This is a genomic window from Martelella sp. AMO21009, from assembly GCF_053484295.1.
The window spans coordinates 131809-157602 of record NZ_JBAKFR010000005.1; the positions used below are offsets into that span (position 1 = coordinate 131809).

Here is a 25794-nt window from a genome sequence, read left to right on the forward strand (position 1 = left end):
CTGTTCTCCTGGTTTTATGTTTTTGTCAGATAAAGGTGGTCCCGCCCGGTTCGGCGGTGACCTGGCATGCGGTTCCCACCGGCGGCGGCGGCGTGTCGGAGGGAACGACAAGCCGGATCATGCCGCAGGCGGCCTGGATATCGGCCTCATAGGTCTCGCCAAGATAGGCTGCATTGACGAGCGTTCCTGAAACCGAAAGCGGGGAATTTTCTTCGTCGAAGCGCAGGCGCGAGGCGCGCAGCACCAGTTTGGTGGCCTTTTCCGGCGCACCGGCGCAGGTGATGCCGGGAGCGGAAAACACGCCGTTTTCCACCTTGCCGTCGATCACCGTGCGGTGGCCGAGGAAGGTTGCGGTAAACGGGCTTTTGGGCTGGTCGCAAAGGGCAAGCGGCGTGCCGATCTCGCTCATCACGCCCTTGCTCATCACCGCCACCCGATCCGACATCGAAAGCGCTTCGGATTGGTCGTGGGTGACGAAAATGGTGGTGATGCCGAGACGCTGCTGCAGCGAGCGGATCTCGTTGCGCATGTCGGCCCTGAGGTTGGCATCGAGGTTGGAGAGCGGTTCGTCGAGGAGCAGCACATCCGGCTCGATCACCAGCGCGCGGGCAAGGGCGACGCGCTGCTGCTGGCCGCCGGAGAGCTGGCCGGGATAGCGGTCGGCATAGGGGCCGAGGCCGACGGTTTCGAGCGTTTTCGCCGCCTTCTCCCGCCATTCGGCGCGCGAGGCATTGCGCATCCTGAGGCCGAAACCGACATTGTCGATCACGGTAAGGTGCGGAAACAGCGCATAGGACTGGAACACCACGCCGATATTGCGCTTGTGCACCGGCTTGTGGCTGATGTCCTTGTCATTGAGGATGATGCGGCCGCCCGACGGCTCGACGAAGCCCGCAATCATCCGGAGCGTCGTGGTCTTGCCGCAGCCGGACGGGCCGAGCAGCGACAGAAGCTCGCCCTTGGGCACTTCGATCGTCAGCCCGGAAACGGCCGTGGTATCGCCATAGGTCGCCGAAACATTGTCGAGGGTGAGATAGGGCTTAGGCGCCATTGACGGTGTCCTCTTTCAGAACGGAAAGCACAAGACGGCTGGCTTCGTGACGGATCGCCAGCGTCAGCGGCTCGGCGTCCATCCCGTCGGCTTCTGCCGGGTCTTGCGCATGGAGAGAAAAGGCGGGCCAGGCGGCGGCCTGCAGCGACAGGCGGAGGCTGAAGCCCGCCGGCACTGTGACATAAGCCGCTCTGAGACCGACGCTCACCGGCGCACCCGTGTTTTTCGTTCGGGTTATGCCGGTCTGGATCACATTTGCGCTTCCGGTGGGGGTGACCAGGGAGAGCGTTGCAACGAGATCGAACACCGGTTCTTCTGTCGAGATGGTGATGTCGGCCCTGACGGGCCCGCAAAGGGTGAATGCTTGCGCAAATGGCGCTGAGGTATAGACGGCGACGTCGGACCGATCATCGCTCGCCGCCCGATCGGCGCAACCTGATGGTTCGCCCATATGACCGCCGACAAGCGGCGCCGGGCGGAAGGGATCGCTGACGAGAACATCCTCGCCGTCGCCCGCCATATCCGCAAGCCTGCCGTCATTTGCAAGCGTCGCGGCAAGCCCGCCGGAGGCGAGCATAAGGGATTTCTCCAAAGTTTCCGGCCATTTATCGAAACTCGTCCAGCGGCATGCGCCCATATCGAACAGCGTCACCGCCGGCGGCGGATCGCCGATGCCCTTCAGATAGAAATCGAAGAAGGCGATATTGGCGCGATCGACCGACCAGTCCTCCGCCCTTGGTAGACGAACGGAGCCGCTAGCGCCATTCCACGGCATATGCGTCCATGGGCCGATGGCAAGATGGGCGGTTTCCGGCGCGGCGTCGCGAAACGCCCTGTCGGCGGCAAGCGTACCTTCCAGCATGAAATCATACCAGCCGCCGGTGTGCAGCACAGGAATGTCCAGCGAGACATCCTTCAGCAAGCGCTCCGGCGAAACCTGATCCCAGTCGCTTTCAACATTGTCGATCCAGCGCTTCAGGTGCGAAAGCGCGGGACGTTCGCAGAGGTAGCGGGCCGTCTCCGGGAGGTCCTTGAGGGCGGAAAGTTCGGCATGGGTCTCGCGATCGCCATCATGGAGAGCCTTGAGCAAGGCCATCTGCTGCGCCCAGCCGACCATGCCGGCATAGCGCAATGCGCCGCCCTCATAGGCCCAGTCCCTTGCCGGCGCGAAGGATCCCATGGCCGGCGCCAGGGCATCCACCCGCGCGCCGCCGGCAAGCGCCAGATATTGGGTGATCGCCTGATAGGAGAAACCGTAGAGCCCGATTTTGCCGTTCGCGCCATCAATGCCCTTCGCCCAGGCCACCGTTTCCGCGCCATCACTCAATTCCTGACGCAGGCAATCGAAATCGCCTTCAGACGCGCCCATGCCGCGCACGTCCTGCACCACCACGACATAACCATGGCGGGCATACCAGGAGGGGTGGGCGAGCACGACGGTGGAGGCGATCGCCTTGCCATAGGGCTGGCGCATCAAAAGGACGGGCCACGGCCCCTCGCCCGCCGGACGGTAGACATCCGCCGCCAGCGCCACCCCGTCTTTCAGGGTGAGGTGCTCGACGCGCCGGTCAACGGCTGATGTCGGGTTTCGTGCCAGCAAGCGATCAGCCCTTGAACATGGTCTTCTGGGTGAGCCGTTCCATCGGAAAGGCCAGAACCTCCTCGGCCAGCGCCACAAGGCTCTCGGCCGAACGCTCGACATAGATTTTGCCGCGCTCCGCGTCAGCGGCTGCCGCGTTGCCGCAGGCGCCGGAGGGATGCAGGTCCTGGGTCTGCCAGCCAAAGCCGATCCGGCCTTCCGCCGTCAGCACCTGATTGCCGCGCTCCATCTCGACGGACATGGGTTGGAAATCCTCGGCATATTGCATGTCGATCAGATCGGGATGGAGATGCAGCATGGTCGAGGTCTCGGATTCACCGCCGTGAATGCCGTGTCTCAGTTCGTGCTCGCTGTAAAGATCGGCCTGGCTTGCACCGGCGGACACCCAGGACGAGACGGCGAACATGCCGCATTTGATGCGAAGCTCGCGGCAGACGATCTCCATCACCTGCGGCTGGCCGCCGTGGGAATTGGCGAAGATGATCTTCCTGCAGCCGGCCCGCGCCACGCTCTCGCCGATCTCGAACCAGAGGCGGGCCAGCGTCTCGTAGGACAGCGTCAGCGTGCCGGGATATTCCAGATGCTCGACCGATTTGCCGACCGCCTGCATTGGCAGCACCAGAACTTTCATGTCATCCGGCATGATTTCGACAGCGCGATTGATGATGCCGGCATTGATGGCGGAATCGACCCGGACCGGAAGGTGCGGACCATGCTGCTCGACGGCTGCCACCGGCAGGATCGCGACGAATTCCGACATGTCCATGTCGGTGAAGTCCTTGGTCGTATGATCCCACCACCAGTGCGATTTGAGCGGCATTTCCGAATTCCTTCCATCCGTGGTCCGGGCAAAGCTTCGCCGGCGGCGCGAGCGGCAGGGCTCGGGCACGGCTGAACAACCGGACTAAGTTTTATGCAATTACGATTTATGCCTACATTATGGTCATGTCGTTTGACATTCAACAATTCCACTTGGGCTTATAAGTGGTATAGGCCAGCGCTTATACCGCCGCGAGCTCTGCCAGCCCCGCCATGCCAGCCGCAGTCGGACGCTCCTGCAGATCGGCGCCATAACGCCTTGAAACATCACGGATAAGATCGCGCACCCATCTGTTCGCCGGGCTCTTGTGCGCACGCTCGTGCCAGAGGAGATAAAGCCGCATATTGCCGAATTCGCGCGGCGCGCCGACAACGCGCAGATCGTAATCGGGATAGCGATCCACCACGAATTCGGCATAGGGCTGCGCCGTGGTGAAGATCAGGTCCGTGCGGGCAATCACTGGCGGCACCAGCGCATATTCGGGCACGGAAAGCGCCACCTGGCGATTGACGCCAAGCTGCTTGAGCCGGCCGCCGATCGGAGAGAAGGCCGGACGCACGACGGAGCCGAGCGACAGGTGCGGCAGCGAGAGATAGGCCTCCATCGGCATTTCATCGGCGTCCGCGAAAGGATGATCGGCATTGACGATGCAGGCCGTCTCGCAATCGAAGATCGTGCTGGAGCGCAGGCTTTCGTGGGGTGACGGCCAGTTGGCGACGAGCAGGTCGGAAACGCCGGAGCTGAGTTGCTCAGTCAGATCGTCGCTCTCGGCTGGCGCAAAGAAATCGATCGAGGCCATCGGCGCTTCCCGGCGCAGCCTTTCGGCTATCGGCGGTATGAGGAAGCCGTTGAAACAGCTCATTGCCGAAATGCGCATGGCAAATGCCGTGGTGGCGGCATCGAACGCTTCTTCGGGGCTGATGGTTTCATTGAGTTCGGCAAGGATACGGCCAAGCGAGGCGCGCACCGCCTCGCCGCGTTCGGTGACGGCCATGCCCTGCCCGCTCCTGACCAGGAGAGGGTCGTCGAAGACATGGCGCGCGCGTTTGAGCACCGCGCTCACCGAGGGCTGGCTCTGGCCGAGCTTTCCGGCAACGCGCGAGACATTCTGTTCGCTCAACAGAAGGAAGGTCGTGCGTAAAAATCGGACATCAATCGTGCCGTTCTGATCCGTGATCATGCAGATTGCCTTTCACAAGTACAAAACGGTCTCCCGGAAGGCTGTCATGCAATTCCCGTGCCGCCCGGCAGGGCTAACGGGCTCATCACCTTTGAGGCGTGCAGAACAGGCGTGGACTGGGCCGCTCGAATGTCTTTCGACCGTTGCGCCAGCCGCAAAGCGCCGGCGCGATGGTTGCCACGGCTTCCGAAGGGGTCTCGGCATCGAATAGCACCACGGTGGCGGGCGCTCCCGCTGCAATCTGCGAGGGCGCGCGCCCAAGCAGGCGCTCCGCCTGGCCGCTCATCATGTCATGGACGGTTTGAAGTTCGTCAACCGTGCCAAGCTGGGCGATATTGGCGTAGAGATTGGCGATCCGCATCAGCGAGACATCGCCGAAGGGCGTGAACGGGTTGAGCACATTATTGGTGGAAAGCGTGGCGATGCCGCCCGCCGCGATCAGCCTGTGGCCTGGCGTCACTCCGCGCGGCACCAGGTGGGTGAATTCTCGACCATTCAGATAAAGATCGGTCGCCGGAAGCACCGTGAGGGCGATACCGTTTTCGGCAAGTTCGGCGAAGGCCGCCGCGCATGCCTCCGGCGCAAGCGCCGAGAGCTTGGTAACATGGCCGACGGAAACACGGCCCTGATAGCCGCGCCTCCTGGTTTCGGCGATGATCGCGCCGAGATTGGTGCCCTCCGGCTTCAGGTCGAAATCGACGTGGAAGTCGACATTGACGCCGAAGCGCTCGGCAAGATCGAAAATCTTTCTCACATGGGCGCCGGGATCGGCATCGGTATAGGGGCAGCCGCCAACCTGATCGGCGCCGCTTGCCAGCGCCTCGGCGAGCATCTCCTCCGTGCCCGGATCATTCGTCAGCCCCTCCTGGGCAAAGGCGCAGATGATGATCTCTATCGCATCGGCATAATCGCCCCGGATCGCCTTGATCGCCTCGAAGGAGCGAAAACCCGCGCGCGGATCGATCTCAACGAAGGTGCGCATCACCGTGGTGCCGTGGGCGATGGCCTGTTCGACCACCTTTGCCGCGCGGGCGTAGACATCCTCTTCGGTGAAAGCGGCCTTGGCCTTCGCGGTTTCGCGCACAGCCTCGGCCAGCGTGCCCTCGCACAGCGCGCAGCGGCCGATGATGCCTGCCTTGTCGAGGTGGATATGGGTTTCGATAAGCCCCGGCGTGGCGAGCTTGCCGCCCGCATCGAACGAGGGCGCATCGCAGGCAATCCCGCTGGCAACACGCGCGATACGACTCCCGGCAAAGGCGATATCAACCGGCGTCTCGTTTCCGGCGCGACGGGCATTGCGAATGAGGAAATCGATATCGGCCATCAGCTCACACCAGCCGCCCGCCTTCGGCGACCTTGCGGCCAGCCTTGAACACCGTGCGGGCCACGGGCCGCTCGGCCAGCGTCTCGGCGATGCTGCCGCACTCGACCAGAATGAAATCGGCGGGCGCGCCGGGGGCAAGCGGTTCCGCGCGGCCAAGCACTGCGCCGGAGGCCTGGGTCACCAGCGCAAAGGCTCGCTCCAGATCATCATCGGCGCGAAAATCCTGCCGGTCGCAGATGATGCCGGCGCGCTCGATCAGATCGCCATTGCCGAAGGGCGACCAAGCATCGCGGATATTGTCGGAGCCACAGAAGACGCGCACGCCCGCCGCCTGAAGCCGCTTGACCGGCGGCATCGGAACCGGGCCGGGCCCGTTGGTCATGATCGAGATTTCGGCGCGCGCCAGAAGCTCTGCCGTCCTGCCGAAATCCGCATCATCCAGCTCGCCAAGGCAGAAGGCGTGGCTGACGGCCACCCGGCCCTGAAGCGAAGCGGCAATCGTGCGCTCGGCGATCTGGCGTAGCTCGAACGCGCCGAGCGCCCCGCCATCATGCAGATGCAGGTCGACGCCGACATTGTGCCTTTCGGCCACGTCAAAGACCGCGTCGAGATGGCCATTTATGTCATCGTCGATGCCCGCCGGGTCCAGCCCGCCGACGAGATCCGCACCGGCCGCCACCGCCTCATGCAACAGGTCCGCCGTGCCCGGATCGCGCATGATGCCCGATTGCGGAAAGGCGACGATCTCGATGTCGACAAGATGGCCGTGGCTTTGTCTGAGCGACAGCACCTGCTCGAGACCTTTCAGCCCGATCTCGGTATCGATATCGACATGGCTTCTGACGGCAACCGTTCCAAGCGCCGCGATCTTCTCGATCAGCGCCCCGCCGCGCGCCGTCACCGGAAGCGCCACCGTGCGGCGCAGTTCACGCTCAGCCGCAATGCGCTTGGCGACCGTTTCGCCGGGAATATGCGGAATGAAGGGAAGGCCGATCAACGTCTTGTCGAGATGGATATGCCCGTCGACAAGCCCCGGCAGGATCATTTCCCCGCCGCCGTCGATGCGCTCCGCCATCTCCGGAACCGCCAGCGCTCCCGCAGGCGCAAGACCGGCGACCAGGCCATTTTCGATCAGGAGAGTGACGGGCTCGCCCCGTGTATTGCGGATATTTTCAACGGCGATCTTTGCGGGCAAAGGTTTTCCTCAGTCGATCTGGCCTCAGTCAATCAGGCGAAGGCGGCGGGCGGCGGCGACGCGGTAGAGCCTGTCCCCGCCCCATGCCTTCTGCTCCTCGGAGGCGGAAAAGGTCAGGCTGACATCGTGCTCGTCATAGGAGGCAATGGCCGCCGCCTTGATCTCCGGCCATTCGGGCGCGTCTCGTTCGCGCATCTCCTGCACCTCATCCGCCGACGGGAACACCGGAAAGCCGATCTTGGGGATCAGCGCCGCGATCACCTGCCAGAAGGCGCGGTAGAGCGGTTCCACCTTGTCCTCATCCACATGCGGCGCAACAAGGCGCATCCAGTGCATGCCGGTCACCGCATGAAGGGCTGAGAAATCGAGCGTGAAGGCGAAGGCGACGAGCGAGACCTCGGTCATGCGCCGGACCGTGTTGTCGTGAAAGCGCAGCCTGTCGATCACCGGGGCAAAACCCGGCAGCGCGCCGACGGCGCGGATATTGTGCCAGAGCAGGTCGGTCTCGGTCTCGTAGTCGCGGATGCCCTCGATATCGGCGATGCCGGCGAGCACCTCTGCCGGGTCGTCCGTATCGGCCGTAAAACGGCCCGGCCCCGGCAGCGGCAGGTAGGTCGCCGCCCAATAACCGAGCGCGTGGCCGACTTCGCGGGCGTCATTCTTCAACACGCCATAGGCAAGCCGCATCAGGGGGTGCGTGGCGCTTGCCGCAATGCCCTGCGTCATCGCCGGAAGATAGGCGCGGATCGCCTTGTCGATGCCGAGCCGCTGCACCTCGCCCACGAAAAAGCCGCGATAATCCGCCTCGCGGGCGCGGTCTCCGACCGCGTCCTGCCAACTGCCGGGATTGATCGGCGCGACGGGCGCGGCGATCGGCGGCACGGCATGGGCGTCACGATAGGTCTCGTACCACTCGTCGAGCCGCTCGGGCGTCGCGCCGAGGCGGTCGAGCGCGATCAGCACCATCGGCACATGATTGGCCAGAAGATAGGGAAACTCGAAACTGCGCGTCTGGGCCTTTGCCAGCACGGTATCGAGCGTCAGTGGTGTCGTCATATTGCCCTCCCCGGTCCGTCAAGCCGAGATCCTGTCGCGCGGATTGAAATGCTGCTCGCGATAATTCGCAAGCTCTTCCCGAAAATGCGCGGCATCCTCCAGGAAGAAAGCCCGCGTCATGCCGTCGGCAATGCGGGCGATGCCGTATTTGACGCCGGTGATGCCGTTGCTGATCGGACCGAGGCTCGGCACGGCGCCGCCATTGAACATATGGATGCGCGATACCCACCGGTCCCGCTCCGCGTCCATCGGCGTCAGTTCGAATGTGCGCCCGAGATAGGGCGCCTGCAAGACCGGCCCGCATGTTTCGCCTCCCGGCGGAGTGAAACGGTCGCGCCAATGGGCAAAACGCCCTTCAAGGGCGGCAAGCTCCGGTCGCATGGAGAAATCGACGCCGTAGCCGGTTCCAAGCAGAATATGATCGGCCTCGATCGTTCCGTTCTTCGTCTCCGCGCGGATGCGGCCGTTCTCGATCGCGAGCGACAAGACTCCGCTGCCGAGTTCCATGACGAAATTGGCATAGGATGTTGCGCGATCATACTGATCCTGCGTCGGCGGCACCTTCAGGTCATAATAGTGCTGCGAGAAACGCCATTTTTCCGCGTCCGGCAGTTCGGCGTAATTGCCGAGATAGCCCGGAAAATTGGTCCAGGCCAGCACCTCGGTGCAGGCCAGCGCCTTTGCCCGCGCCACCATGATGACGCGCCGCGCACCCGCTTCCAGCGCGGTGACCGCCCAGTCGAAGCTGGATGTGGCCGAGCCGAGCACGATGACATCCTTACCCTTGAGGTGGCTGTCATCGGCCTCTTCGGCGCTGTGGGTCCAGAATTCCTTCGGCAGGGCTGCGACATCTTCAGGCACATAGGGCCCGCCGCAGCCATCCATGCCGTTTGCCATGATCAGCCGACGACAGGTGATTTCGCCGGGCAGCGCTTCATTGCCGGAGATCGTCAGCCGCACGCCGCCTTCGGCTTCCGCCACGGCTTCGAGCCGCGTCCGGTTATGCACCGTGACGCCGCTCGCCCTGCGGAACCAGAGCATGTAGCGCATCCAGTCCTCGCGACCGATCTTCTCAAGCCCCGCAAAGGTCTCCGCGCCATGGACCGTTTCGTACCAGGCGCGCGGGCTGAGGCTCGGTATCCCGAAATCGGGGCCGGCCAGCGTTTTCGGCGAGCGCAGCGTCTTCATGCGCGCCGAGGTGATCCACGGTCCCTCGCGGCCGACTTCCGCCTGATCGATCACGAGGACGCCCTCGATCCCGCGGCGTCTGAGCGCGAAGGCGGCGGAGAGCCCGTTCAGCCCGCCGCCGACGATGACGACATTATAATGCGCATCGCGCTGCGGCTTCTTCAGCCAGACCGGCGCCTCGGCCTCGATACACGCCATCTCCCAGGCCGCGCGCGCGGCAAGTTGTTCGAGCCGCTGCTCGACACCGCCGGAAAACGACGGCTGGTTTTCGGTGAGGCGCTGCATTTTCTGGTTCCCGATCAGGCGTTTGCTCAAAATTCAGGCAAAATTGGCCGCCTTTGTCTGATTTTTGGGCGATTATGTTCTTTTTTGTGATTTTTTACGTGATTTCTTTTTTTGTCAAGTGCGCTTGAGTGCGTTTTTGTTTGATGTATAGTGCTTATCGATCATGACATTACTGAGAACAACAAATGCATGGTATAAAGGGGAACCGAATGAAAACCACCGCCAAATATGCGACAGCCGGGCTGCTGGCCTGCCTGATGGGCTCGACCGCCCTTGCCCAGGACAAGCCGTTTTCCGGCATCACGCTGACCATCGCCTCCCAGAATGACCAGTTCGCGCCGGTGATCGCCGAACTGGCCCCGAAATTCGAGGAAGAAACGGGCGCAACCGTCAAGGTCGACATCCTCGATTACGGCTCGCTTCTGACCAAGACCACGGCCGACTATATCGGCGACACCGAGGGCTACGACCTCGTCACCATGGACATCGTCTGGGCCGGCGAATATGCCGAAAACGGATATTCGATCGAGCTTTCCGAACTGATCGAACGCGACGCCGACGAGATCGACGTCGATGACATCTATCCCAACCTGATGATGGGTCTCGGCAATTACGAAGGCCAGCAGGTTGCCTTCCCCTTTGCCGGCTATGCCAATGTTCTGGCCTATAACAAGACCCGGCTTGACGCGGCCGGCCTTGAACCGCCGAAGACGATGGAAGAGTTCGTCGCCGCCGCCGAAAAGCTGACCGATCCCGACGCCGGCCTCTACGGCTTCGTCGCCAACGGCCAGAAGGGTCCGGCAAGCGCCCAGGACTGGATGCAGTATAACAGCGAAATGGGCGGCTCGATCATGGGCGAGGACGGCATGCCGACGCTCAATTCGGACGCCAATGTGGAAAGCCTGAAGGTCTATCGAGACCTGTTCCGCAACGCCGCTCCTCCCGGTGCTGCCGGCTATGACTGGGGCGGCCGCGAGGAAAGCTTCCGCCAGGGCGTTGCCGCCTTGATGCAGACATGGTCAGTTGGCGCGCCGGGCTACTACAATCCCGAGATTTCCAAGGTCGTCGACGATGTCGCCATCACCACCGCTCCGCATCCGGGCGATGCCGCGCCGAGCTACGGCATTGGCGGCTGGGGCATGGCGATCAACGCCGATGTCTCCCCGGAAGAACAGGAAGCCGCCTGGGCCTTCATCAAGTGGCTGACCAGCCCCGAGATCCACAAGGAATTCAACATGCTCGGCGCCGGCAGCTTCCTGCGCAAGAGCGAGATGACCGATCCTGACCTGATGGCCAAATTCCCGTTCCTGCCGGTGCTTGCCGAAACCTTCGAGAACGGCAATTATGATTACCGTCCGCGCATTCCGGAATATCCGCAGATCCAGGATTTCCTCGGCACGGCGGTCAATTCCGTGCTGGTCGGCGATGCCGACCCGAAGGAAGCGCTGGACGCCGCACAGGCACAGGCCGAAGACCTGTTCTGAGCCCTGCGCTGAGTTCTGCGGACCGCGCGCCATCATGCCGCGCGGTCCGGCTTTTGCATGTTTCTTGAAATCGAGGTTACGCGCGTGAGTGCGATCGCAGATCCCCTGCCCTCCGGGTTGATCGAGCCCAAGGGAATGGCCTTTGCCACGAGACGAAAGGTCTTTCTCGCCATCATGGCCGTGCCGGTCGTCGCTTACGTGCTGGTTGTCGGCATCTGGCCTCTGGCGCAGGGCATCTGGTACAGCCTCTACGACTACAATCTGATCCGCCCGCAGCGGACCAAATTCGCCGGTCTCGACAATTATATCGAGATCATCACCGACCCGGTGAGCCGACAGGCGCTGATCAATACTGCGATCTTCACCATCGGCGCGGTGTTCTTCGAACTTCTGCTCGGCTTTGCGCTGGCGCTGTCGCTGTGGCGCGATGACCGGTTTAACCGGCTGGCGCTGGCGCTGATCCTGATCCCCGTGACCATCACACCGCTGGTCGTCGGCCTGATCTTCAAGGGGCTGCTGGCCGCCGACTATGGCATGATCGGCTACTACCTCGCCCAATGGGGGCTTACCGATCCGCGCGGCCTGCTGGCAGACCAGCACGCCGCCCTTGCGACCCTGATCTTCATCGATGTCTGGGAGTGGACGCCGCTGGTGGCGCTGATCCTGCTCGCAGGCCTGAAGGCGCTTCCCGCAGACATCCTCGAGGCTGCCTCCGTCGATGGCGCAACGGGGCTTCAGAAGCTCAGGATCGTCGTGATCCCGCTGATGCTGCCGGCCATTCTGCTGGCGCTGATCCTGCGCACCGTCGATGCCTTCCGCGTGTTCGATACGGTCTATGTCGCAACCGGCGGCGGGCCGGGCAATGCCACCAACACGCTGATGCTGCACGCGGTCAAGCAGGGGCTGGAATTCTTCAACATCGGCAAGGCCTCGGCGATCGCCAACCTCACCCTGCTGATCATAGCCCTGATTGCCGCGGGCTTCGTGATGATGATCCGCCATGCAGACAGGAAGGCCAACGGGAAATGACAGCACGCTATTGGCTTCAGACCGGCCGCCGCGCCTTTCTCCTCATCATGCTGGCGTTCTTTCTGGCGCCCTTCCTGTGGCTGGCAACCACCGCCTACAAGCCGTCAAGCGCGATCTTCTCGATACCGCCGACCTTCGGCTTCTCGCCCACGCTGGACCAGTTCCGCACGATCTTCCGGCTGTTCGATGTCTGGAGCCTGCTGCGCTCCAGCGTGCTGATCGCCACCGGCTCGGTCATCCTGTCGCTGGCGCTTGGCGTTCCGGCCGGCTATGCGCTGGCGCGTTCGAAAAGCCGCTATGCCATGGGGATTGCCTATTTCCTGATGGCGATCCGGATGATCCCGTCGGTCGCGGCGCTCATCCCGTTTTACCTGATGATGCGCGATATCGGCCTTCTGGGAAGCTGGATGTCTGTCGTGCTGATCAACTCGATGCTGAACTCGGCCTTCGTCACCTGGCTGATGTTTTCCTATTTCCGCGAGTTACCGCCGGAGCTCGAGGAAGCCGCGCTGACGGATGGCTGCACCCAGTTCGGCGCCTTCTTCAAGGTGGCGCTGCCCGCCGTGATGGCCGGCATCATCGCCTGCGTGCTGTTTTGCCTGATGTTTTCGTGGAATGATTTCCTCTACCCGATGTTCCTGACCCGGCTGGAATCAAAACCACTCTCCGTGGCGCTGCTGTCGGCCTATGGCACCAAGGACATCACCTGGGGCACGCTCGGCGCGCTGGCGCACTTCTCCACCATCCCGATCGTGATCGTGATCCTGTTTCTGAACCGCTATTTCGTGCAGGGACTGACGAAGGGGATTCACTGACAAGCTCGGCTGGAGGGCTGGCCGTTATCCAAGACGAAAGGTCCGGCGCTGTTCTCACGACGGCCTTGTGACCCGTTCAATCCCGGATCGCGCGCTCCGTCTGCGCATTGAAGACATGGATATTTCCGGCATCCACGGCGAGCGTGATGGTCTCGCCGGCCCGGATGCGCATCTGGCCGTCCAGAACGACGCGCAGGCGCGGTGCTGACAGCGCGCCGTCACCCTCGCCGTCATGACCGATTTCGCGCAGACTGCCATCGGCGGAGCCGAGGTCGATATGGGCAAGAAGCGTCGCCCCCAGATCCTCTACGAAGACGACTTCGCCGGTCACGGCATTGGCCACGCTCTCGGAACCAGCGACCGGCGTGAACATTTCCGGACGGATGCCGAGGATGACGCGGTCGCCGACCGAGCGGTCGAGCCCCGGTCGCAGGGCAAGATCGCCAGCCCCGAAGACAAAGCCGAACGGCCCGAGGCGAGCCTCGATCCCGCCCTCGACCGCTAAAAGATCGGCCGCCATGAAATTCATCGACGGCGCACCGATAAAGCCCGCGACGAAGAGATTGGCGGGCGTATCGTAAAGCGCGCGCGGCGTATCGAGTTGCTGGAGAACGCCATGACGCATGACGGCGACGCGGTCTCCCATGGTCATCGCCTCCACCTGGTCGTGGGTGACATAGACGGTGGTGACGCCGGTGAGCTTCTGCAGCCGTGCGATCTCGGTGCGCATCTGCCCGCGCAGCCGGGCATCGAGGTTGGAGAGCGGCTCGTCCATCAGGAAGGCCTTGGGATCGCGCACCAGCGCCCGGCCCATGGCGACGCGTTGGCGCTGACCGCCCGAAAGCTGGCCGGGCTTGCGCTTCAGGTGCTCGGAAAGCTCCAGAAGCTCGGCCGTCTCGCGCACCTTCTTCGCCAGCACCTGCTTGTCCGCGCCGCGAACCCTGAGGCCGAAGCCGATATTCTCCTCGACATTCAGATGCGGATAGAGCGCATAGGACTGGAACACCATGGCGATGTCGCGATCGCGCGGCGCGAGATTGTTGGAGACGACGCCGTCGATGATCAGCCGCCCGTCGGTGATATCCTCAAGACCCGCGATCATCCTGAGCGCAGTCGATTTGCCGCAGCCGGACGGGCCGACAAGCACCAGAAACTCGCCGTCCCTGATATGGAGATCGAGATTGGCGATTGCCGCATACCCGTCCGGATAGCGCTTGCCGATACCGTCGAAAATAATGTCTGCCATTGGATTACCCGGTTATCCCCGTCGGTTCATTGCCAGCCGCATTTCCTGTCTCTGGGCGGGCTTCACGTCATGTACACGCCGCCGGTCACGTTCACGCCCTGCCCGGTCATGAAGCGGGCGGAGTTGCTGGCGAGGAAGACCGCCACGTCGGCGACGTCCTCGGGCGTTTCGATCCGGCCGAGCGGGGTCTGCGAAACGTAATCCGCGATCACCTCTTCCGGCGTCATGCCGCGCAGGCTGGCTTCCCACTCGACCTCACGCTCCTGCATCGAGGTTCTGACGAAACCGGGGCAGATCGCGTTGACGCGGATGCCGTCGCCGGCAAGCTCGCGCGCCAGCGCCTGCGTCCAGCCGAGCACGGCGAACTTGCTTGCCGAATAATGCGCAAGCAGCGGCGCGCCAACCTTGGCGGCAAGCGAGGCGGTGTTGACGATGACGCCCTTGCCATTGGCCTTGAAGCGGCGGCCGGCGATCTGGTTGGTGAGAAAGATGCCGCGCGTGTTGACGTCGAAATTGAAGTCCCACTCCTCATCCGTCAGCTCCAGCGCGTGCTGCATGGAGGAGACGCCGGCATTGGCGAACAACATGTCGAAGCCGCCGAGCTTTTCTTCCGCCTCGGCGAATGCCGCCTCCACCGAAGCCCGCTTGCGCACGTCAATCGCTATGGCAACGGATCCGGTTTCGGCGGCGGTTTTCGCCGCCGTTTCGGGATTGATATCGCACAGCGCGACATCGACCTTCTGGCGTCTGAGCGCCTCCACGATGGCGCGCCCGATACCAGTGGCGCCACCCGTAACCACGACCTTGCGACCCTCAAGCTCCGGAAAGACCGGCTGTGTCATTTTTCGTTCCCCTTTTTGATTAGTTCGATCATATATCAACAAAAACATACACAACAAGAGAAATTAATGTTTGAATTTGTTCGAACCTGCTGCTAATCATGAAGTTCAATATCGTAGCGCTTGTGGAAGAGCAGGCTGCGCATGTTCGAAACACGCCGAAAGGAGACGTCTTGCAGGGTGGCCAGGGAGAAAAGACCGGAGAGAAAACCAAGGTTCTCGCGCAGGTGCGTCATGCGCGCATCCTTGATGTTCTGGCAGAATTCGGCGCGCTCTCGGTCTCCGATGTCGCGGGACAGCTCGGCGTTTCCGAGATGACTGTACGGCGCGACCTTGCCGAACTGGAAAAGGAGGGCAAGCTTGCCCGCACCCATGGAGGCGCGGTGCGCTCCGAACAGAGCGCGGAACCTGCCGCCGCCCCGGCACCCCTTCCCGGCGAGCCGTCGTTCCAGCTCAGAACCGTCAAGAACGCGCTGGCCAAGCAGGCCATCGCCGTTGAGGCCGAGACACTTTCCGCCGGCGCTCGCACCATTGCGCTCGATGTCGGCACCACGACGCTGCTTCTGGCCAGACGGCTGCAGGACCGCCAGCACACCAAGATCTTCACCAGTTCTGTCCGAAACGCCTTTGTGCTCGGTGAGGGCCTGGCCGAGGTCTATCTGCCGGGCGGGCGCATGCGCGGCGACGAAATGTCGATCTCCGGCCCGGCGGCCATCGCCGAATTCAGCGCGCTCTGGTTCGACATCGCCTTCATCGGCATTTCCGGACTGACCCCGCAGGGAATTTACGACTATTCCTTCGATGACGCCGAGATGAAGCGCGTCTTCCTGAACCGCTCCACGCGCAAGGTGGTTTTGTGCGATGCCTCCAAGTTTTCCTGCATGTCGCTAGTCCATGTCGCCGAACTTGAACAGTTCGATGTGCTGATCACCGATGCTGAGCCGCCGGCGGACCTCGCAAAGGCCCTTGCCGCGGCCAAGGTGGAGGTCCGTACCGCCAGCCCCGCGCGCAAAATGGCGTCCTGACCGCATTATGCGGGCCGCGCCCGACAGACTGCTTTCTCAAATGGAGTGCTTCAATGATTTTCGAGTTCTTCGGCGCCAGGAAGAAGGCGGTGATCGCCATGGCCCATATCGGCGCCCTGCCCGGTTCCCCGCAATATGACAAGGATGGCGGTCTCGACAAGCTGATCGCAGATGTGCTTGCCGATATCGAGAAGCTGCAGGGCGGCGGCGTCGACGCAATCATGTTCGGCAATGAGAACGATCGGCCCTATGTCCTCAAGGCTCCCGTCGAGGGCATTTCCGCGATGACCGCCGTGGTGCAGGCGCTGAAACCGGAAATCAAGGTGCCCTTCGGCGTTAATTATCTCTGGGATCCGGAAGCGAGCGTTGCGATCGGCGCGGTCACCGGCGCAAGCTTCGTCCGCGAGATCTTCACCGGCGTCTTTGCCTCCGACATGGGCGTCTGGGCGCCCGACTGCGCCACGCCCGCGCGATTGCGCGCCAATCTCGGCGCAAAGCACATGAAGCTCCTTTTCAACATCAACGCCGAATTCGCGCACCCGCTCGACCAGCGCCCGATCGCGCTCAGAGCCAAGAGCGCCGTGTTCTCCTCCATGGCCGATGCCATTCTGGTTTCCGGTCCGATCACCGGCCAGCCCGCCGATCAGTCGGACCTGAAAACCGTGTGCGAGACGATCGATGAGGTGCCGGTTTTCGCCAATACCGGCGTCAATATCGACAATGTGACGGATGTCATGTCGGTTGCCGATGGCTGCATCATCGGCACGCATTTCAAGGTCGATGGAGACACCTGGAAGCCGGTCGACAAGGACCGGGTCAGCCGTTTCATGGACAAGGTCGCCACCCTGCGCTGACCCTCGGTCGAGACACAAGCCGGAGGCGCCATGACCCATGTGATCGGACTCGATATCGGAACGACATCCACGATCGGCATTCTGATCGCTCTGCCTGACCGCGTTGTGGGGATCGCCTCGAGACCGGTCACGCTGTCCTCACCGCATCATGGCTGGGCGGAGGAAAACCCCGCGGAATGGTGGCAGAACGTCCAGGCGATCACGCGCGAACTGCTTTCGCTGGAAGGCACCGACCCGGCCGAAATCGGCGCGGTCGGCGTCACCGGCATGTTGCCGGCCGTGGTGCTCCTGGATGAGGCCGGGACCGTGCTGCGGCCGAGCATCCAGCAAAGCGACGGTCGTTCGGGGCGCGAGGTCGAGGCCATGCGCCGGGAGCGCGACGAGGCCGCCTTCATCGTCAAGGCCGGCAACGGCATCAACCAGCAGCTTGTCACCGCCAAACTGCGCTGGATCGAAAAGCACGAGCCGGATGTCTTTGCCCGCATCGCCACGGTGTTCGGCTCCTACGACTTCATCAATTTCAAGCTCACCGGCAAACGCGCCGTGGAGCAGAACTGGGCGCTGGAAGCGGGCTTCGTCGATGTCGCGCGCGGCGAACTCGATGACGATCTGATCGGCTGGGCGCATCTTCCGCCCGGCGCCATTCCGCCCAAGATCGCCTCGCATGAGGTGCTCGGAACCGTCAGCGAGGAAGCTGCCGCGCTCACCGGCCTTCGCGCGGGAACGCCGGTTGTCGGCGGCGCTGCCGATATGGTCGCCTCGGCCTTCGGTGCGGGCGTGCAGGAGGCCGGCGATGTTCTTTCGAAATTCGGCGGCGCCGTCGATATCCTGACGGCAACCGACAATGTGCACCCCGATCCCCGCCTGTTTCTCGACTACCACCTGATCCCCGGCCTTTATATGCCGAACGGCTGCATGTCGACGGGAGGCTCGGCGCTGAACTGGTTCATCGCCACCTTTGCCGGCAAGGAGCAGCAAGCCGCCGAAGCCGAAGGCATATCAACCTATCGCTATCTCGACCGGCTGGCGGAAAACCGTCCGGCGGGTGCGGAGGGCGTGATCATCCTGCCCTATCTGCTCGGCGAGAAGACGCCGATCCACGATCCCGATGCGCGCGGACTGATCTCGGGCCTCACCCTTTCCCATGATATCGGCCATCTGTGGCGGGCGCTCCTGGAATCCTATGCCTATGCGCTGAGACACCATGTCGACGTGCTGAACGACATGGGGCTCGAAACCAGGCGTTTCCTGGTTTCCGATGGCGGTGCGCAGAGCAGAATCTGGATGCAGATCGTCGCCGATGTGCTGCAACAGCCCGTGCAATGTCTGACCGGCCATCCGGGCTCCTGCCTCGGCGTTGCCTGGACGGCGGCGATGGGCGCCGGGCTCGTCGATGACTGGGCGGGCGTTACGGCCTTTGTCGGGCACGGCGTCACGATCAAGCCCGATGTGTCGAACCGGGCGGTCTATGATGACGGCTATGCCCGCTTCCGCGCACTCTACCGACCACGTGCCTCCGCCTAATCCGCCGGTCCAGGTCGATCAGATCATCTCGAGCTGGCGCGCAGGAAGTGCTCGCCTTCTTCACCGGACGGACGAGCATTAGCGCCTGCAATTGAAGCCGCGCCTGCATGCCCGCGCCGAAAACGCAGGCCGTCGCGGAGTCTTCGCGCGAACAGGGCCTGGCCGCCACGGCGCCGGCGGCCGCCGTGCGCACGTCGGTCAGATAGCCGTTGTCGAGGAGCAGGGCTTCGAGAACCCCGGTCCTGGCCGGGAAAACCCTCATCAATCCGGACGTGCTCGGCAGACCGATCTTTGGATTGTCGAAGAAGCCGGGCGAGACTTTTATGGCAAAACTGTCGAGAGACCGGGCACATAGGCCGTCTTCACGTCTATTTCGCCATTCGCTTCCTTGATCGCGAGGCTCAGAATCGGCGGCATGATCACCTTTCCACCGGCAAGGGCCGCAAAGGCGTTCTCGGCTCAACCGACCGCCTCGCCACCGAGCGGCACACGCTCCTGCACCGGCCTCGCATTTCGCTTGCGTCAAATTGGCAGGTTGCAATAAATTGCGGCTTCCATTCTTGTTTCGCCGAGCTTATGCAAGCTTCGGCGAAACAGCGCGATGATGGGGAGGCATTGGGTTTGCGGGGATTGAAGGCAGCGATGCGGGAACTGGCGGCGGCGCTGGCCGTGATCGCCGTCTTTGCGCTTGCCTTTGTCTATCAGCCATATATGCCGGCCTTGACGCATCATGATGCCGGTTCGCTCCTGGCATCCTCCCAGAGCGTTGTCTGCGGCAGCGGGCCTGCCGACCACGGGACCGCAAGCCATGGCCCCTGCCATGCCTGCCGCCAGGATGCCGCCATCCTGCCGTCCCCGCCGGACGAGGCCGTTCCGGCCTATACCTGCCTTGTGGCGCATGTCTTCACGGTGAACGACCAGGCCCCGACGCTCGTCCTCCACACCGATCACTACAATCCGCGCGCGCCGCCGTTTGCCGTCTGATTTTTTGACGCGGGCTTCAACAGCCCAAAAAATCATGACAATTCCAAACGGAGTATTTTCCATGACCACGTTCATGAGCCGTCTCGCATGGGCCGGCGTTATCAGCCTTGCCTGCCTTTCTTCCGCCAACGCCCACATGACCCTTGAAACCAACGAAGCGCCCGCCGGCGGCAGCTACAAGGCCGTCATTCGCGTACCGCATGGCTGCGACGGCGCGGCGACCACCGAAATCCGCGTTCAGGTGCCTGAAGGGTTTTACAGCGTAAAGCCGATGCCGCATGCCGGCTGGGAGCTCGAAACAGTTACGGGCGCCTATGCCAACACCTATATGAACCACGGCGCGCCGGTCAGCGAAGGCGTGACCGAGGTGATATGGAAGGGCGGCGAACTGCCCGACGCCCATTACGATGAATTCGTCATGCGCGGCTCGCTCTCTTCCGATATCGCACCCGGCACGGCGCTCTACTTCCCCGCTGAGCAGCTCTGCGCCGATGGCAGCGCCAACCACTGGACCGCCACGGGCGAAGCCGGCGACGGCGAGCCCGCGCCGAAACTCGCCGTTACCGCCGCCAAGGGCGGCGACGACCATCACGGCCACGATGATGCCACGGCGCCGGACCATGTGACGCTCGGCGACCTCGCAATCGACGGCGCCTTTGCCCGCGCCACCCTGCCCGGCGCGCCGGTCGGCGGCGGTTTCATGACGATCACCAATAATGGCGATGCCGACGACCGCCTCATCGCCGCCTCTTCCGATGTCGCCGGCGAATTGCAGCTTCACAATATGCGCATGGATGGCGAGGTGATGAAGATGTACCGGATGACCGACGGCATTCCGGTTCCGGCTCATGAAACCGTGACGCTTTCGCCCGGCGGCATGCATGTGATGTTCATGCAGCTCAACGGCCCGCTGGCCGAAGGCAGCGTCATCGATGTCGAGCTGACCTTCGAAAAGGCCGGTACGGTAACCGTGCCCTTCGCCGTCAAGAGCATCGCCGCGAAGGATGCCGGTATGGACCATGGCAGCATGGATCACGGCGACATGAAGATGAACGCCGGATCCCAGTAACCTCTGTCCCCCGAATGGCCTGAGACGCTCCGGCCATTCGTGGTTTCAAGCACCGCACCATGCCGCGGGCGGCCTGCCTGCCGCATGTTCCGCTGCGGCAAGAGGCAGGATATCAGGATGAAAAACCTTTGACGCGCGCCACGGGCAACCATCGTCATCGTCCGCGCTTTGATCGGCTGGCTGGTCTATGAGATCGACCAGGCCAATAAAGAGATGAATCAAATCCCGATGGGACGGACTTCACGCTGACTGCCGATGACGGCTCCCCTATCGCTCAGGCAACCTTCCGCAAAAGGCCGACCGCGATCTTTTCCGGCTTCACCCATTGCCCGGAAGTCTGCGAGACGACCCTCTATGAGCTCAATGACTGGCTGCTCGCGGTCGATCCCATGGCGAGGCGCCCGATTCACTTCAATGGAGTTCAAAGAGCCCGCCACAATCTCGCCCGGGCCGGGCCAGGCGCAATTGGTATCGTCTACCCCTACACCGCCACCGGCGCGGCGATCGCCGGGTGGGGATCGTAGGCGGTTACCTCGAAGTCCTCGATCCGGTAGCCGTCTATGGAGGCCGGGCGGCGCAGCAGGCGGAGTTTCGGGAACGGGCGCGGTTCGCGGGCGACCAGTTGCTGAGCCATATCGAGATGGTTCAAATAGAGGTGATAATCGCCGGCCATCCAGATCAGTTCGCCGGGGACCATGTCGACCTGTTGCGCGACCATGCTAAGCAGCGCAGCGGAGGCCGCACAGTTGAAGGGCGCGCCGAGGCCGACATCGAGGCTTCGCTGGAACAGCAGCATGGAAAGCTTGAGCTTCGGTTCGCCCGGCCCCGCGCCCTTGTTCTCCGAGGTATGGAACTGATAGGTCATGTGGCAGGGCGGCAGCGCCATCTGGTCAAGCTCGCCCACATTCCAGGCGTGAAACAGCATGCGCCGGCTTGCCGGATTGGTCTTGAGCGTCTCGATGACGGTCGCGATCTGGTCGTGTTCCTTGCCATTGGCATCGAGCCAGCGCCGCCACTGCTTGCCGTAGACGGGGCCGAGATCGCCCCACTCAAGCGCAAATGCGTCATCGGCGAGAATGCGTTCCTCGAAGGCCTCCTGCGAGATCTGTTCGCCCGTGGCATTCCGGTATTTCTCCAACGGCCAGTCGGTCCAGATGCGGACGTTTTCCTTAAGCAGAGACTGGATATTGGTCTGGCCGGTCAGGAACCACAGCATCTCCTTGATCGCGGTCTTCCAGTAGACGCGCTTGGTCGTGAACGCCGGAAACGTGCCATCGGAAATGTCGAAGCGCATCATCGCGCCGAAGGCGGAAAGCGTGCCGACGCCGGTGCGGTCTATCCGGCGGTCGCCTTTTTCCAAAAGGTGCTCGAGCAGGTCGAGATACTGATATTCGGGATGGCGCGCCATGCGAAGCTCCTTGGAATCGAGCCGCAAGTCTGACGACGGCGGGCCGGCAAGGCAAGATATCGGCGCTGAATTTGAACGGTTGCCCACCGGAATGCGGCGTCTGCGGGCCCGGGAGCGGAATTTCTCGGTCCTCGCCCCTTTCCAGAAGCTTTTGAAACACTTATATCAGGTCTGCCGGCTTGACCGGCTATGGTGATAAACGGCAATGCAATAAGCTCATTGGACCCGGGGGCGGTACCCGGCGCCTCCACCATGATCAGGCGGGAAGGCCTGATTTTGATGGGGGCGAAACAGGATCGACAAGAGTGTAAAGATTGACCTTTTACCCGGCATGATACCACCGTTATCGGGTCAAACGAGTAGTTGCAAATGACAACAAAGCTCAGGGTTACGCTGTAGCTGCCTAATGGCGGTTCCAGAAACCCACCTTAAGTCCTTGCGGGTAGCACTGTAAGGCGGGGTCCGGAGGCACCTGGCAACAGAAGCCTCCACCTGATTTTGAACAAAATCCCCTATAATGATTGCGATTTCCGAAAAGCCGACTTATGGCTGTGGGGAACGCAGCAACCGGGCGAGAGGCAGGAAGATTTAATGGGGCAGGACCATATTCGCTACGACGTTTTGGCGCAGGATGCATTGCGGGGCATGATCCGCAAGGTTCTGGCCGAAGTGGCCGCTACCGGCCACCTGCCCGGCGAACATCATTTCTTCATCACCTTCCTCACCGGCGCGCCCGGCGTGAAAATCTCGCCGGCGCTGAAGGAAAAATACGCCCAGCAGATGACCATCGTCATCCAGCATCAGTTCTGGGATCTGAAGGTGACCGACGCGCTGTTCGAGATCGGCCTGTCCTTCTCCGACGTGCCGGAGCGCCTCGTCATTCCCTTCAACGCCATCGTCGGTTTCTACGACCCTTCGGTGAATTTTGAGCTCGAATTCGACGTCGCCACGCTTGATGTAGAAGACGAGACGCCGACAGATCCGCCGATGAACGACGGCGACGATACGCCCGGCGGCGATGACGGCGCGTCCGTGGTCTCGCTCGACGCCTTCCGCAAGAAGCACTGAACGTTCGATGTGCGCCGAGATCGTCAATCTGCGGCAGCAGCGCAAACGCAACGAACGCCGCAAATCCGAGCAGAAAGCCGCTGAAAATCGCGCGCTTCACGGCCTCACCAAGGGCGAGAAGCAGCGCGAGAAGCTTGAGCGCGACAAGGCTGAGCGCCGGTTCGATCAGGGGCGGCGCGAGCGCGGCGACGGCGAGGCGTGATCCGCAAGCACTCCATCAGCCTGCACGGCCACCGCACCAGCTTTTCCCTGGAAGATGCGTTTTACACGGAACTGTCCCGGATCGCGCACGCCCGCGATCTCAGCCTCGCGGCCCTTATCGCTGAAATCGACGACGCGCGGGATGGCGAGATCAACCTGTCATCCGCCATCCGGCTTTTCGTGCTTGCCGAGGTAAAGGCGGGGAAGTGAGCCCCTGCCCTTCTCAGACCTCGCCGTAGAATGCCCGGTGATAGGCGACCTTACCGCTTGGCACATGACCATCGAAATCAAGCGCCATGAAGTGATCCGGCGGCACGCCGTCCAGCGTCAGCGCCGGCTCGTGGCGGAAGCCGAAGCGCTGGTAGAAGCCGGGCGCGCCGAGCACCACGACGCCATGCGCGCCCTCGTCCTTCAAAAGCTCCAGCCCGCCGAGCACGAGCGAGGTGCCGATCTCGCGGTCCTGAAACGCAGGATCGACGGCGAGCGGGCCGAGCCCGAACCAGCCGTCCGTTCCATCGGAAATGCCGACCGGCGAGAACGCGATATGGCCGACCACCCGCTCTTCTTCCTCCGCAACGAGCGCCAGCGACAGGGCGCCCGCCTTGCGCAGCCTTCGGATGATGTCGGCCTCGCTGCCATCGCTGTACGGCGTCCCAGCAAAGGCCGCGGCCACGAGTTTATAGACCGCAGCGACATCACCCAGGCGTTCCCGGCGGATGATCATTCCACCGTCACCGCCTTGGCGAGGTTGCGCGGCTGGTCGGCATCCGTGCCCATGAACACCGCGGTATGATAGGCCAGGAGCTGGATCGGCAGCGAGAACACCATCGGCGTGATGAATTCCGGCATGTCCGGCAGCACGATGGTCTGCATGGTCTTCAGCTCCGAGGCCTTCGCGCCGCTCTCGTCGGTGATGAACACGATCTTGCCGTCGCGCGCGGCGACCTCCTGCATGTTCGATACCGTCTTCTCGAAAAACCGGTCGTGCGGCGCGATCACGATCACCGGCATGTTTTCATCGATCAGCGCGATCGGCCCGTGCTTCAGCTCGCCGGCGGCATAGCCCTCGGCGTGGATATAGGTGATCTCCTTGAGCTTGAGCGCGCCTTCCATCGCCAGCGGGAAGCTGGTGCCGCGACCGAGATAGAGAACGTGATGGAAATGCGAAAGCTCGCGCGAGAGCTTTTCGATCTGCGGCTGCACGGCGTGCAGCACCTGGCTCATCAGACGCGGCACTTCCGAAAGCGCGTGCACCAGCTCCTTTTCATCCTCCGGCGAGAGCGTGCCGCGTTCGCGCCCGGCGCGCAAAGCGAGCGATGCCATCAGCGCGAGCTGGCAGGTGAAGGCCTTGGTCGAGGCGACCGAGATTTCCGGCCCCGCCAGGATCGGGAACACCGCATCGGCCTCGCGCGCGATCGTCGAGCCGGTGACGTTGACGAGCGCGCCGGTCTTTGCGCCCTGCTCCTTGCAATAGCGCAGCGAGGCCAGCGTATCGGCGGTTTCGCCAGACTGCGAGATGAACAGCGCAAGCGTATCGTCCGATATCGGCAGTTCGCGGTAGCGGAACTCGGAGGCGACATCGATCTCCACCGGCAGGCGCGCATAGCGCTCGATCCAGTACTTGCCGATAAGACCGGAGAGATAGGCCGTGCCGCATGCGGCGATGGTGAGACGGGAGATTTTCGAAAAATCGATGCCGTCTTCTGCCGCCGCGGTTCGTTCCGCCGCGAAGTCGCAATAGCGGCCGAGCGTGTGCGAAATCACTTCGGGCTGATCGAAAATCTCCTTCTCCATGAAGTGGCGATGATTGCCCTTGTCGATCAGCATCGCGGAAAGCTGGAGCGGCTGGCGCTGACGGCGCACCGGTTCGCCGGCAAAATCGCAGAACACCACGCCGTCGCGATCGACGATCGCCATATCACCGTCTTCCAGATAGGAGATGCCGGTGGCAAGCGGCGCAAGCGCGATCGCGTCGGAGCCGACATACATCTCGTCGTCGCCATAGCCGATGGCTAGCGGCGGGCCATAGCGGGCGACGAACAGCGTATCCGGCCGGTCCTTGAACAGGATAACCAGCGCGAAGGCGCCCGTGACCCTCTGGAGCATCGCCAGCACCGCATCGCGCGGGGCCATGCCGGCGCGGCGATAATCGTCCAGCAGCCGTGCGACGACCTCGGTGTCGGTGTCGCTGGAGAAGTTGACGCCCTTGGCCGTCAGTTCGGCGCGCAGTTCCGCGAAATTCTCGATGATGCCGTTATGAACGACGGCGACATCACCGGCGATGTGGGGATGGGCATTGGCCTCGTTGGGAACGCCATGCGTGGCCCAGCGGGTATGGGCGATGCCCGTGACGCCGTCGACCGGATCATCGGCCAGGCAGACCCGCAGGTTTTCGAGCTTTCCCGGCGCGCGGCGGCGCACCAGTTCGCCCTCCTCGATCACAGCAATGCCGGCCGAATCATACCCGCGATATTCAAGTCGCTTCAAAGCATCGACGAGACGTTCAGCCACCGGCCGAACGCCAACGATCCCCACTATTCCGCACATAT

General features: G+C 62.8%; 25 protein-coding genes, 1 other RNA gene and 1 pseudogene. 13 read left to right on the forward strand and 14 right to left on the reverse strand.

Annotation, left to right across the window (positions count from 1 at the left end; translation table 11 throughout):
• Positions 1–25: 25 nt before the first annotated feature.
• From V6766_RS08390 to V6766_RS08425, 8 genes are all read right to left on the reverse strand, one after another.
• Positions 26–1051 (reverse strand): ABC transporter ATP-binding protein, encoded by a 1026-nt coding sequence (locus tag V6766_RS08390; protein ID WP_448465396.1) that lies wholly within the window; start codon positions 1049–1051, stop codon positions 26–28.
• On the reverse strand, positions 1041–2651 hold the full coding sequence (locus tag V6766_RS08395) for a CocE/NonD family hydrolase (RefSeq protein ID WP_448465398.1): 1611 nt from the start codon (positions 2649–2651) through the stop codon (positions 1041–1043). The genes V6766_RS08390 and V6766_RS08395 overlap by 11 nt, the downstream gene beginning before the upstream one ends.
• Before the next feature lie 4 nt (positions 2652–2655).
• The gene (locus tag V6766_RS08400; protein WP_448465400.1) at positions 2656–3471 is read right to left on the reverse strand and encodes a creatininase family protein; all 816 of its coding nucleotides are present in this window, start codon (positions 3469–3471) and stop codon (positions 2656–2658) included.
• Between the two features lie 181 nt (positions 3472–3652).
• Positions 3653–4651 carry a LysR family transcriptional regulator gene (locus V6766_RS08405; protein WP_448465402.1) on the reverse strand — a complete coding sequence of 333 codons (999 nt, stop codon included), beginning with the start codon at positions 4649–4651 and terminating at the stop codon, positions 3653–3655.
• An 85-nt stretch (positions 4652–4736) separates the two neighbouring features.
• A complete protein-coding gene (locus V6766_RS08410; RefSeq protein ID WP_448465404.1) occupies positions 4737–5975 on the reverse strand; it encodes an amidohydrolase family protein in 1239 nt (412 codons plus the stop codon).
• A 4-nt stretch (positions 5976–5979) separates the two neighbouring features.
• Positions 5980–7170 (reverse strand): amidohydrolase, encoded by a 1191-nt coding sequence (locus V6766_RS08415; protein WP_448465406.1) that lies wholly within the window; start codon positions 7168–7170, stop codon positions 5980–5982.
• 24 nt (positions 7171–7194) lie between these two features.
• Positions 7195–8226 carry a questin oxidase family protein gene (locus V6766_RS08420; RefSeq protein WP_448465408.1) on the reverse strand — a complete coding sequence of 344 codons (1032 nt, stop codon included), beginning with the start codon at positions 8224–8226 and terminating at the stop codon, positions 7195–7197.
• Between the two features lie 18 nt (positions 8227–8244).
• Entirely contained in the window at positions 8245–9699 is a 1455-nt protein-coding gene (locus V6766_RS08425) for an NAD(P)-binding domain-containing protein (protein ID WP_448465410.1), read from the reverse strand.
• Positions 9700–9908: 209 nt separating this feature from the next.
• Between V6766_RS08425 and V6766_RS08430 the strand changes: the two genes are divergently transcribed.
• From V6766_RS08430 to V6766_RS08440, 3 genes are all read left to right on the forward strand, one after another.
• Complete coding sequence (locus V6766_RS08430) at positions 9909–11183, forward strand: ABC transporter substrate-binding protein (RefSeq protein ID WP_448465412.1); 1275 nt, start codon at positions 9909–9911, stop codon at positions 11181–11183.
• A 135-nt stretch (positions 11184–11318) separates the two neighbouring features.
• Positions 11319–12212 (forward strand): carbohydrate ABC transporter permease, encoded by an 894-nt coding sequence (locus V6766_RS08435; RefSeq protein ID WP_448465707.1) that lies wholly within the window; start codon positions 11319–11321, stop codon positions 12210–12212.
• Positions 12209–13027 (forward strand): carbohydrate ABC transporter permease, encoded by an 819-nt coding sequence (locus V6766_RS08440; protein WP_448465414.1) that lies wholly within the window; start codon positions 12209–12211, stop codon positions 13025–13027. The genes V6766_RS08435 and V6766_RS08440 overlap by 4 nt, the downstream gene beginning before the upstream one ends.
• Before the next feature lie 76 nt (positions 13028–13103).
• On the opposite strand, the gene V6766_RS08445 is transcribed toward V6766_RS08440, so the two are convergent.
• Together V6766_RS08445 and V6766_RS08450 are read right to left on the reverse strand one after the other, a co-directional pair.
• Positions 13104–14273 (reverse strand): ABC transporter ATP-binding protein, encoded by a 1170-nt coding sequence (locus V6766_RS08445; RefSeq protein ID WP_448465416.1) that lies wholly within the window; start codon positions 14271–14273, stop codon positions 13104–13106.
• A 62-nt stretch (positions 14274–14335) separates the two neighbouring features.
• The gene (locus tag V6766_RS08450; RefSeq protein WP_448465418.1) at positions 14336–15115 is read right to left on the reverse strand and encodes an SDR family NAD(P)-dependent oxidoreductase; all 780 of its coding nucleotides are present in this window, start codon (positions 15113–15115) and stop codon (positions 14336–14338) included.
• A gap of 170 nt (positions 15116–15285) precedes the next feature.
• Between V6766_RS08450 and V6766_RS08455 the strand changes: the two genes are divergently transcribed.
• From V6766_RS08455 to V6766_RS08465, 3 genes are read left to right on the forward strand one after another with little or no spacing between them, the layout of a single operon-like run.
• Positions 15286–16137, forward strand: a complete 852-nt coding sequence (locus tag V6766_RS08455; protein ID WP_448465420.1) for a DeoR/GlpR family DNA-binding transcription regulator — start codon at positions 15286–15288, stop codon at positions 16135–16137.
• Between the two features lie 53 nt (positions 16138–16190).
• Positions 16191–16991, forward strand: coding sequence for a BtpA/SgcQ family protein (locus tag V6766_RS08460; RefSeq protein ID WP_448465422.1), 801 nt, complete (start codon positions 16191–16193; stop codon positions 16989–16991).
• A 30-nt stretch (positions 16992–17021) separates the two neighbouring features.
• Entirely contained in the window at positions 17022–18515 is a 1494-nt protein-coding gene (locus V6766_RS08465) for an FGGY-family carbohydrate kinase (RefSeq protein WP_448465424.1), read from the forward strand.
• Positions 18516–18567: 52 nt separating this feature from the next.
• Here the strand turns inward: V6766_RS08465 and V6766_RS08470 are convergent.
• A pseudogene (locus tag V6766_RS08470) lies at positions 18568–19016 on the reverse strand (ornithine cyclodeaminase family protein); the annotation flags it as partial.
• Positions 19017–19136: 120 nt separating this feature from the next.
• On the opposite strand from V6766_RS08470, the gene V6766_RS08475 reads away from it, so the two are divergent.
• From V6766_RS08475 to V6766_RS08485, 3 genes are all read left to right on the forward strand, one after another.
• On the forward strand, positions 19137–19499 hold the full coding sequence (locus tag V6766_RS08475) for a hypothetical protein (protein ID WP_448465426.1): 363 nt from the start codon (positions 19137–19139) through the stop codon (positions 19497–19499).
• Between the two features lie 61 nt (positions 19500–19560).
• Complete coding sequence (locus V6766_RS08480; RefSeq protein ID WP_448465428.1) at positions 19561–20568, forward strand: DUF1775 domain-containing protein; 1008 nt, start codon at positions 19561–19563, stop codon at positions 20566–20568.
• 269 nt (positions 20569–20837) lie between these two features.
• Positions 20838–21092: an SCO family protein gene (locus V6766_RS08485; RefSeq protein WP_448465709.1), complete on the forward strand. Its 255-nt coding sequence runs from the start codon at positions 20838–20840 to the stop codon at positions 21090–21092.
• On the opposite strand, the gene thyA is transcribed toward V6766_RS08485, so the two are convergent.
• The gene (gene thyA, locus V6766_RS08490) at positions 21050–21976 is read right to left on the reverse strand and encodes a thymidylate synthase (protein WP_448465430.1); all 927 of its coding nucleotides are present in this window, start codon (positions 21974–21976) and stop codon (positions 21050–21052) included. The two genes, V6766_RS08485 and thyA, sit on opposite strands and share 43 nt — an antisense overlap.
• 134 nt (positions 21977–22110) lie before the next feature.
• On the opposite strand from thyA, the gene ssrA reads away from it, so the two are divergent.
• The 4 genes from ssrA (at position 22111) to V6766_RS08510 (ending at position 23455) form a co-directional block, all read left to right on the forward strand.
• Positions 22111–22469, forward strand: a transfer-messenger RNA (tmRNA) gene (gene ssrA, locus V6766_RS08495).
• 98 nt (positions 22470–22567) lie between these two features.
• A complete protein-coding gene (locus tag V6766_RS08500; RefSeq protein WP_448429190.1) occupies positions 22568–23044 on the forward strand; it encodes an SspB family protein in 477 nt (158 codons plus the stop codon).
• Positions 23045–23051: 7 nt separating this feature from the next.
• On the forward strand, positions 23052–23246 hold the full coding sequence (locus tag V6766_RS08505) for a DUF4169 family protein (protein WP_448465432.1): 195 nt from the start codon (positions 23052–23054) through the stop codon (positions 23244–23246).
• Positions 23243–23455, forward strand: a complete 213-nt coding sequence (locus tag V6766_RS08510) for a ribbon-helix-helix domain-containing protein (RefSeq protein ID WP_448465434.1) — start codon at positions 23243–23245, stop codon at positions 23453–23455. Before V6766_RS08505 ends, V6766_RS08510 begins: the two co-directional genes overlap by 4 nt.
• A 13-nt stretch (positions 23456–23468) precedes the next feature.
• Here V6766_RS08510 and V6766_RS08515 read toward each other — a convergent pair whose 3' ends face one another.
• Together V6766_RS08515 and glmS are read right to left on the reverse strand one after the other, a co-directional pair.
• On the reverse strand, positions 23469–23969 hold the full coding sequence (locus tag V6766_RS08515) for a GNAT family N-acetyltransferase (RefSeq protein ID WP_448465436.1): 501 nt from the start codon (positions 23967–23969) through the stop codon (positions 23469–23471).
• Positions 23966–25792 (reverse strand): glutamine--fructose-6-phosphate transaminase (isomerizing), encoded by a 1827-nt coding sequence (gene glmS, locus V6766_RS08520; protein ID WP_448465438.1) that lies wholly within the window; start codon positions 25790–25792, stop codon positions 23966–23968. The genes V6766_RS08515 and glmS overlap by 4 nt, the downstream gene beginning before the upstream one ends.
• Positions 25793–25794 lie beyond the last annotated feature (2 nt).

Bases quoted from the DNA above. Each gene is read 5' to 3' on its own strand.
- V6766_RS08480 (WP_448465428.1), top strand. From the start codon at position 19,561: ATGACCACGTTCATGAGCCGTCTCGCATGGGCCGGCGTTATCAGCCTT.
- V6766_RS08515 (WP_448465436.1), bottom strand. From the start codon at position 23,969: ATGATCATCCGCCGGGAACGCCTGGGTGATGTCGCTGCGGTCTATAAA.
- glmS (WP_448465438.1), bottom strand. From the start codon at position 25,792: ATGTGCGGAATAGTGGGGATCGTTGGCGTTCGGCCGGTGGCTGAACGT.
- V6766_RS08390 (WP_448465396.1), bottom strand. From the start codon at position 1,051: ATGGCGCCTAAGCCCTATCTCACCCTCGACAATGTTTCGGCGACCTAT.
- V6766_RS08450 (WP_448465418.1), bottom strand. From the start codon at position 15,115: ATGACACAGCCGGTCTTTCCGGAGCTTGAGGGTCGCAAGGTCGTGGTT.
- V6766_RS08405 (WP_448465402.1), bottom strand. From the start codon at position 4,651: ATGATCACGGATCAGAACGGCACGATTGATGTCCGATTTTTACGCACG.
- thyA (WP_448465430.1), bottom strand. From the start codon at position 21,976: ATGGCGCGCCATCCCGAATATCAGTATCTCGACCTGCTCGAGCACCTT.
- V6766_RS08410 (WP_448465404.1), bottom strand. From the start codon at position 5,975: ATGGCCGATATCGATTTCCTCATTCGCAATGCCCGTCGCGCCGGAAAC.
- V6766_RS08445 (WP_448465416.1), bottom strand. From the start codon at position 14,273: ATGGCAGACATTATTTTCGACGGTATCGGCAAGCGCTATCCGGACGGG.
- V6766_RS08440 (WP_448465414.1), top strand. From the start codon at position 12,209: ATGACAGCACGCTATTGGCTTCAGACCGGCCGCCGCGCCTTTCTCCTC.
- V6766_RS08430 (WP_448465412.1), top strand. From the start codon at position 9,909: ATGAAAACCACCGCCAAATATGCGACAGCCGGGCTGCTGGCCTGCCTG.
- V6766_RS08465 (WP_448465424.1), top strand. From the start codon at position 17,022: ATGACCCATGTGATCGGACTCGATATCGGAACGACATCCACGATCGGC.
- V6766_RS08500 (WP_448429190.1), top strand. From the start codon at position 22,568: ATGGGGCAGGACCATATTCGCTACGACGTTTTGGCGCAGGATGCATTG.
- V6766_RS08460 (WP_448465422.1), top strand. From the start codon at position 16,191: ATGATTTTCGAGTTCTTCGGCGCCAGGAAGAAGGCGGTGATCGCCATG.
- V6766_RS08420 (WP_448465408.1), bottom strand. From the start codon at position 8,226: ATGACGACACCACTGACGCTCGATACCGTGCTGGCAAAGGCCCAGACG.
- V6766_RS08505 (WP_448465432.1), top strand. From the start codon at position 23,052: ATGTGCGCCGAGATCGTCAATCTGCGGCAGCAGCGCAAACGCAACGAA.
- V6766_RS08400 (WP_448465400.1), bottom strand. From the start codon at position 3,471: ATGCCGCTCAAATCGCACTGGTGGTGGGATCATACGACCAAGGACTTC.
- V6766_RS08435 (WP_448465707.1), top strand. From the start codon at position 11,319: ATGGCCTTTGCCACGAGACGAAAGGTCTTTCTCGCCATCATGGCCGTG.
- V6766_RS08425 (WP_448465410.1), bottom strand. From the start codon at position 9,699: ATGCAGCGCCTCACCGAAAACCAGCCGTCGTTTTCCGGCGGTGTCGAG.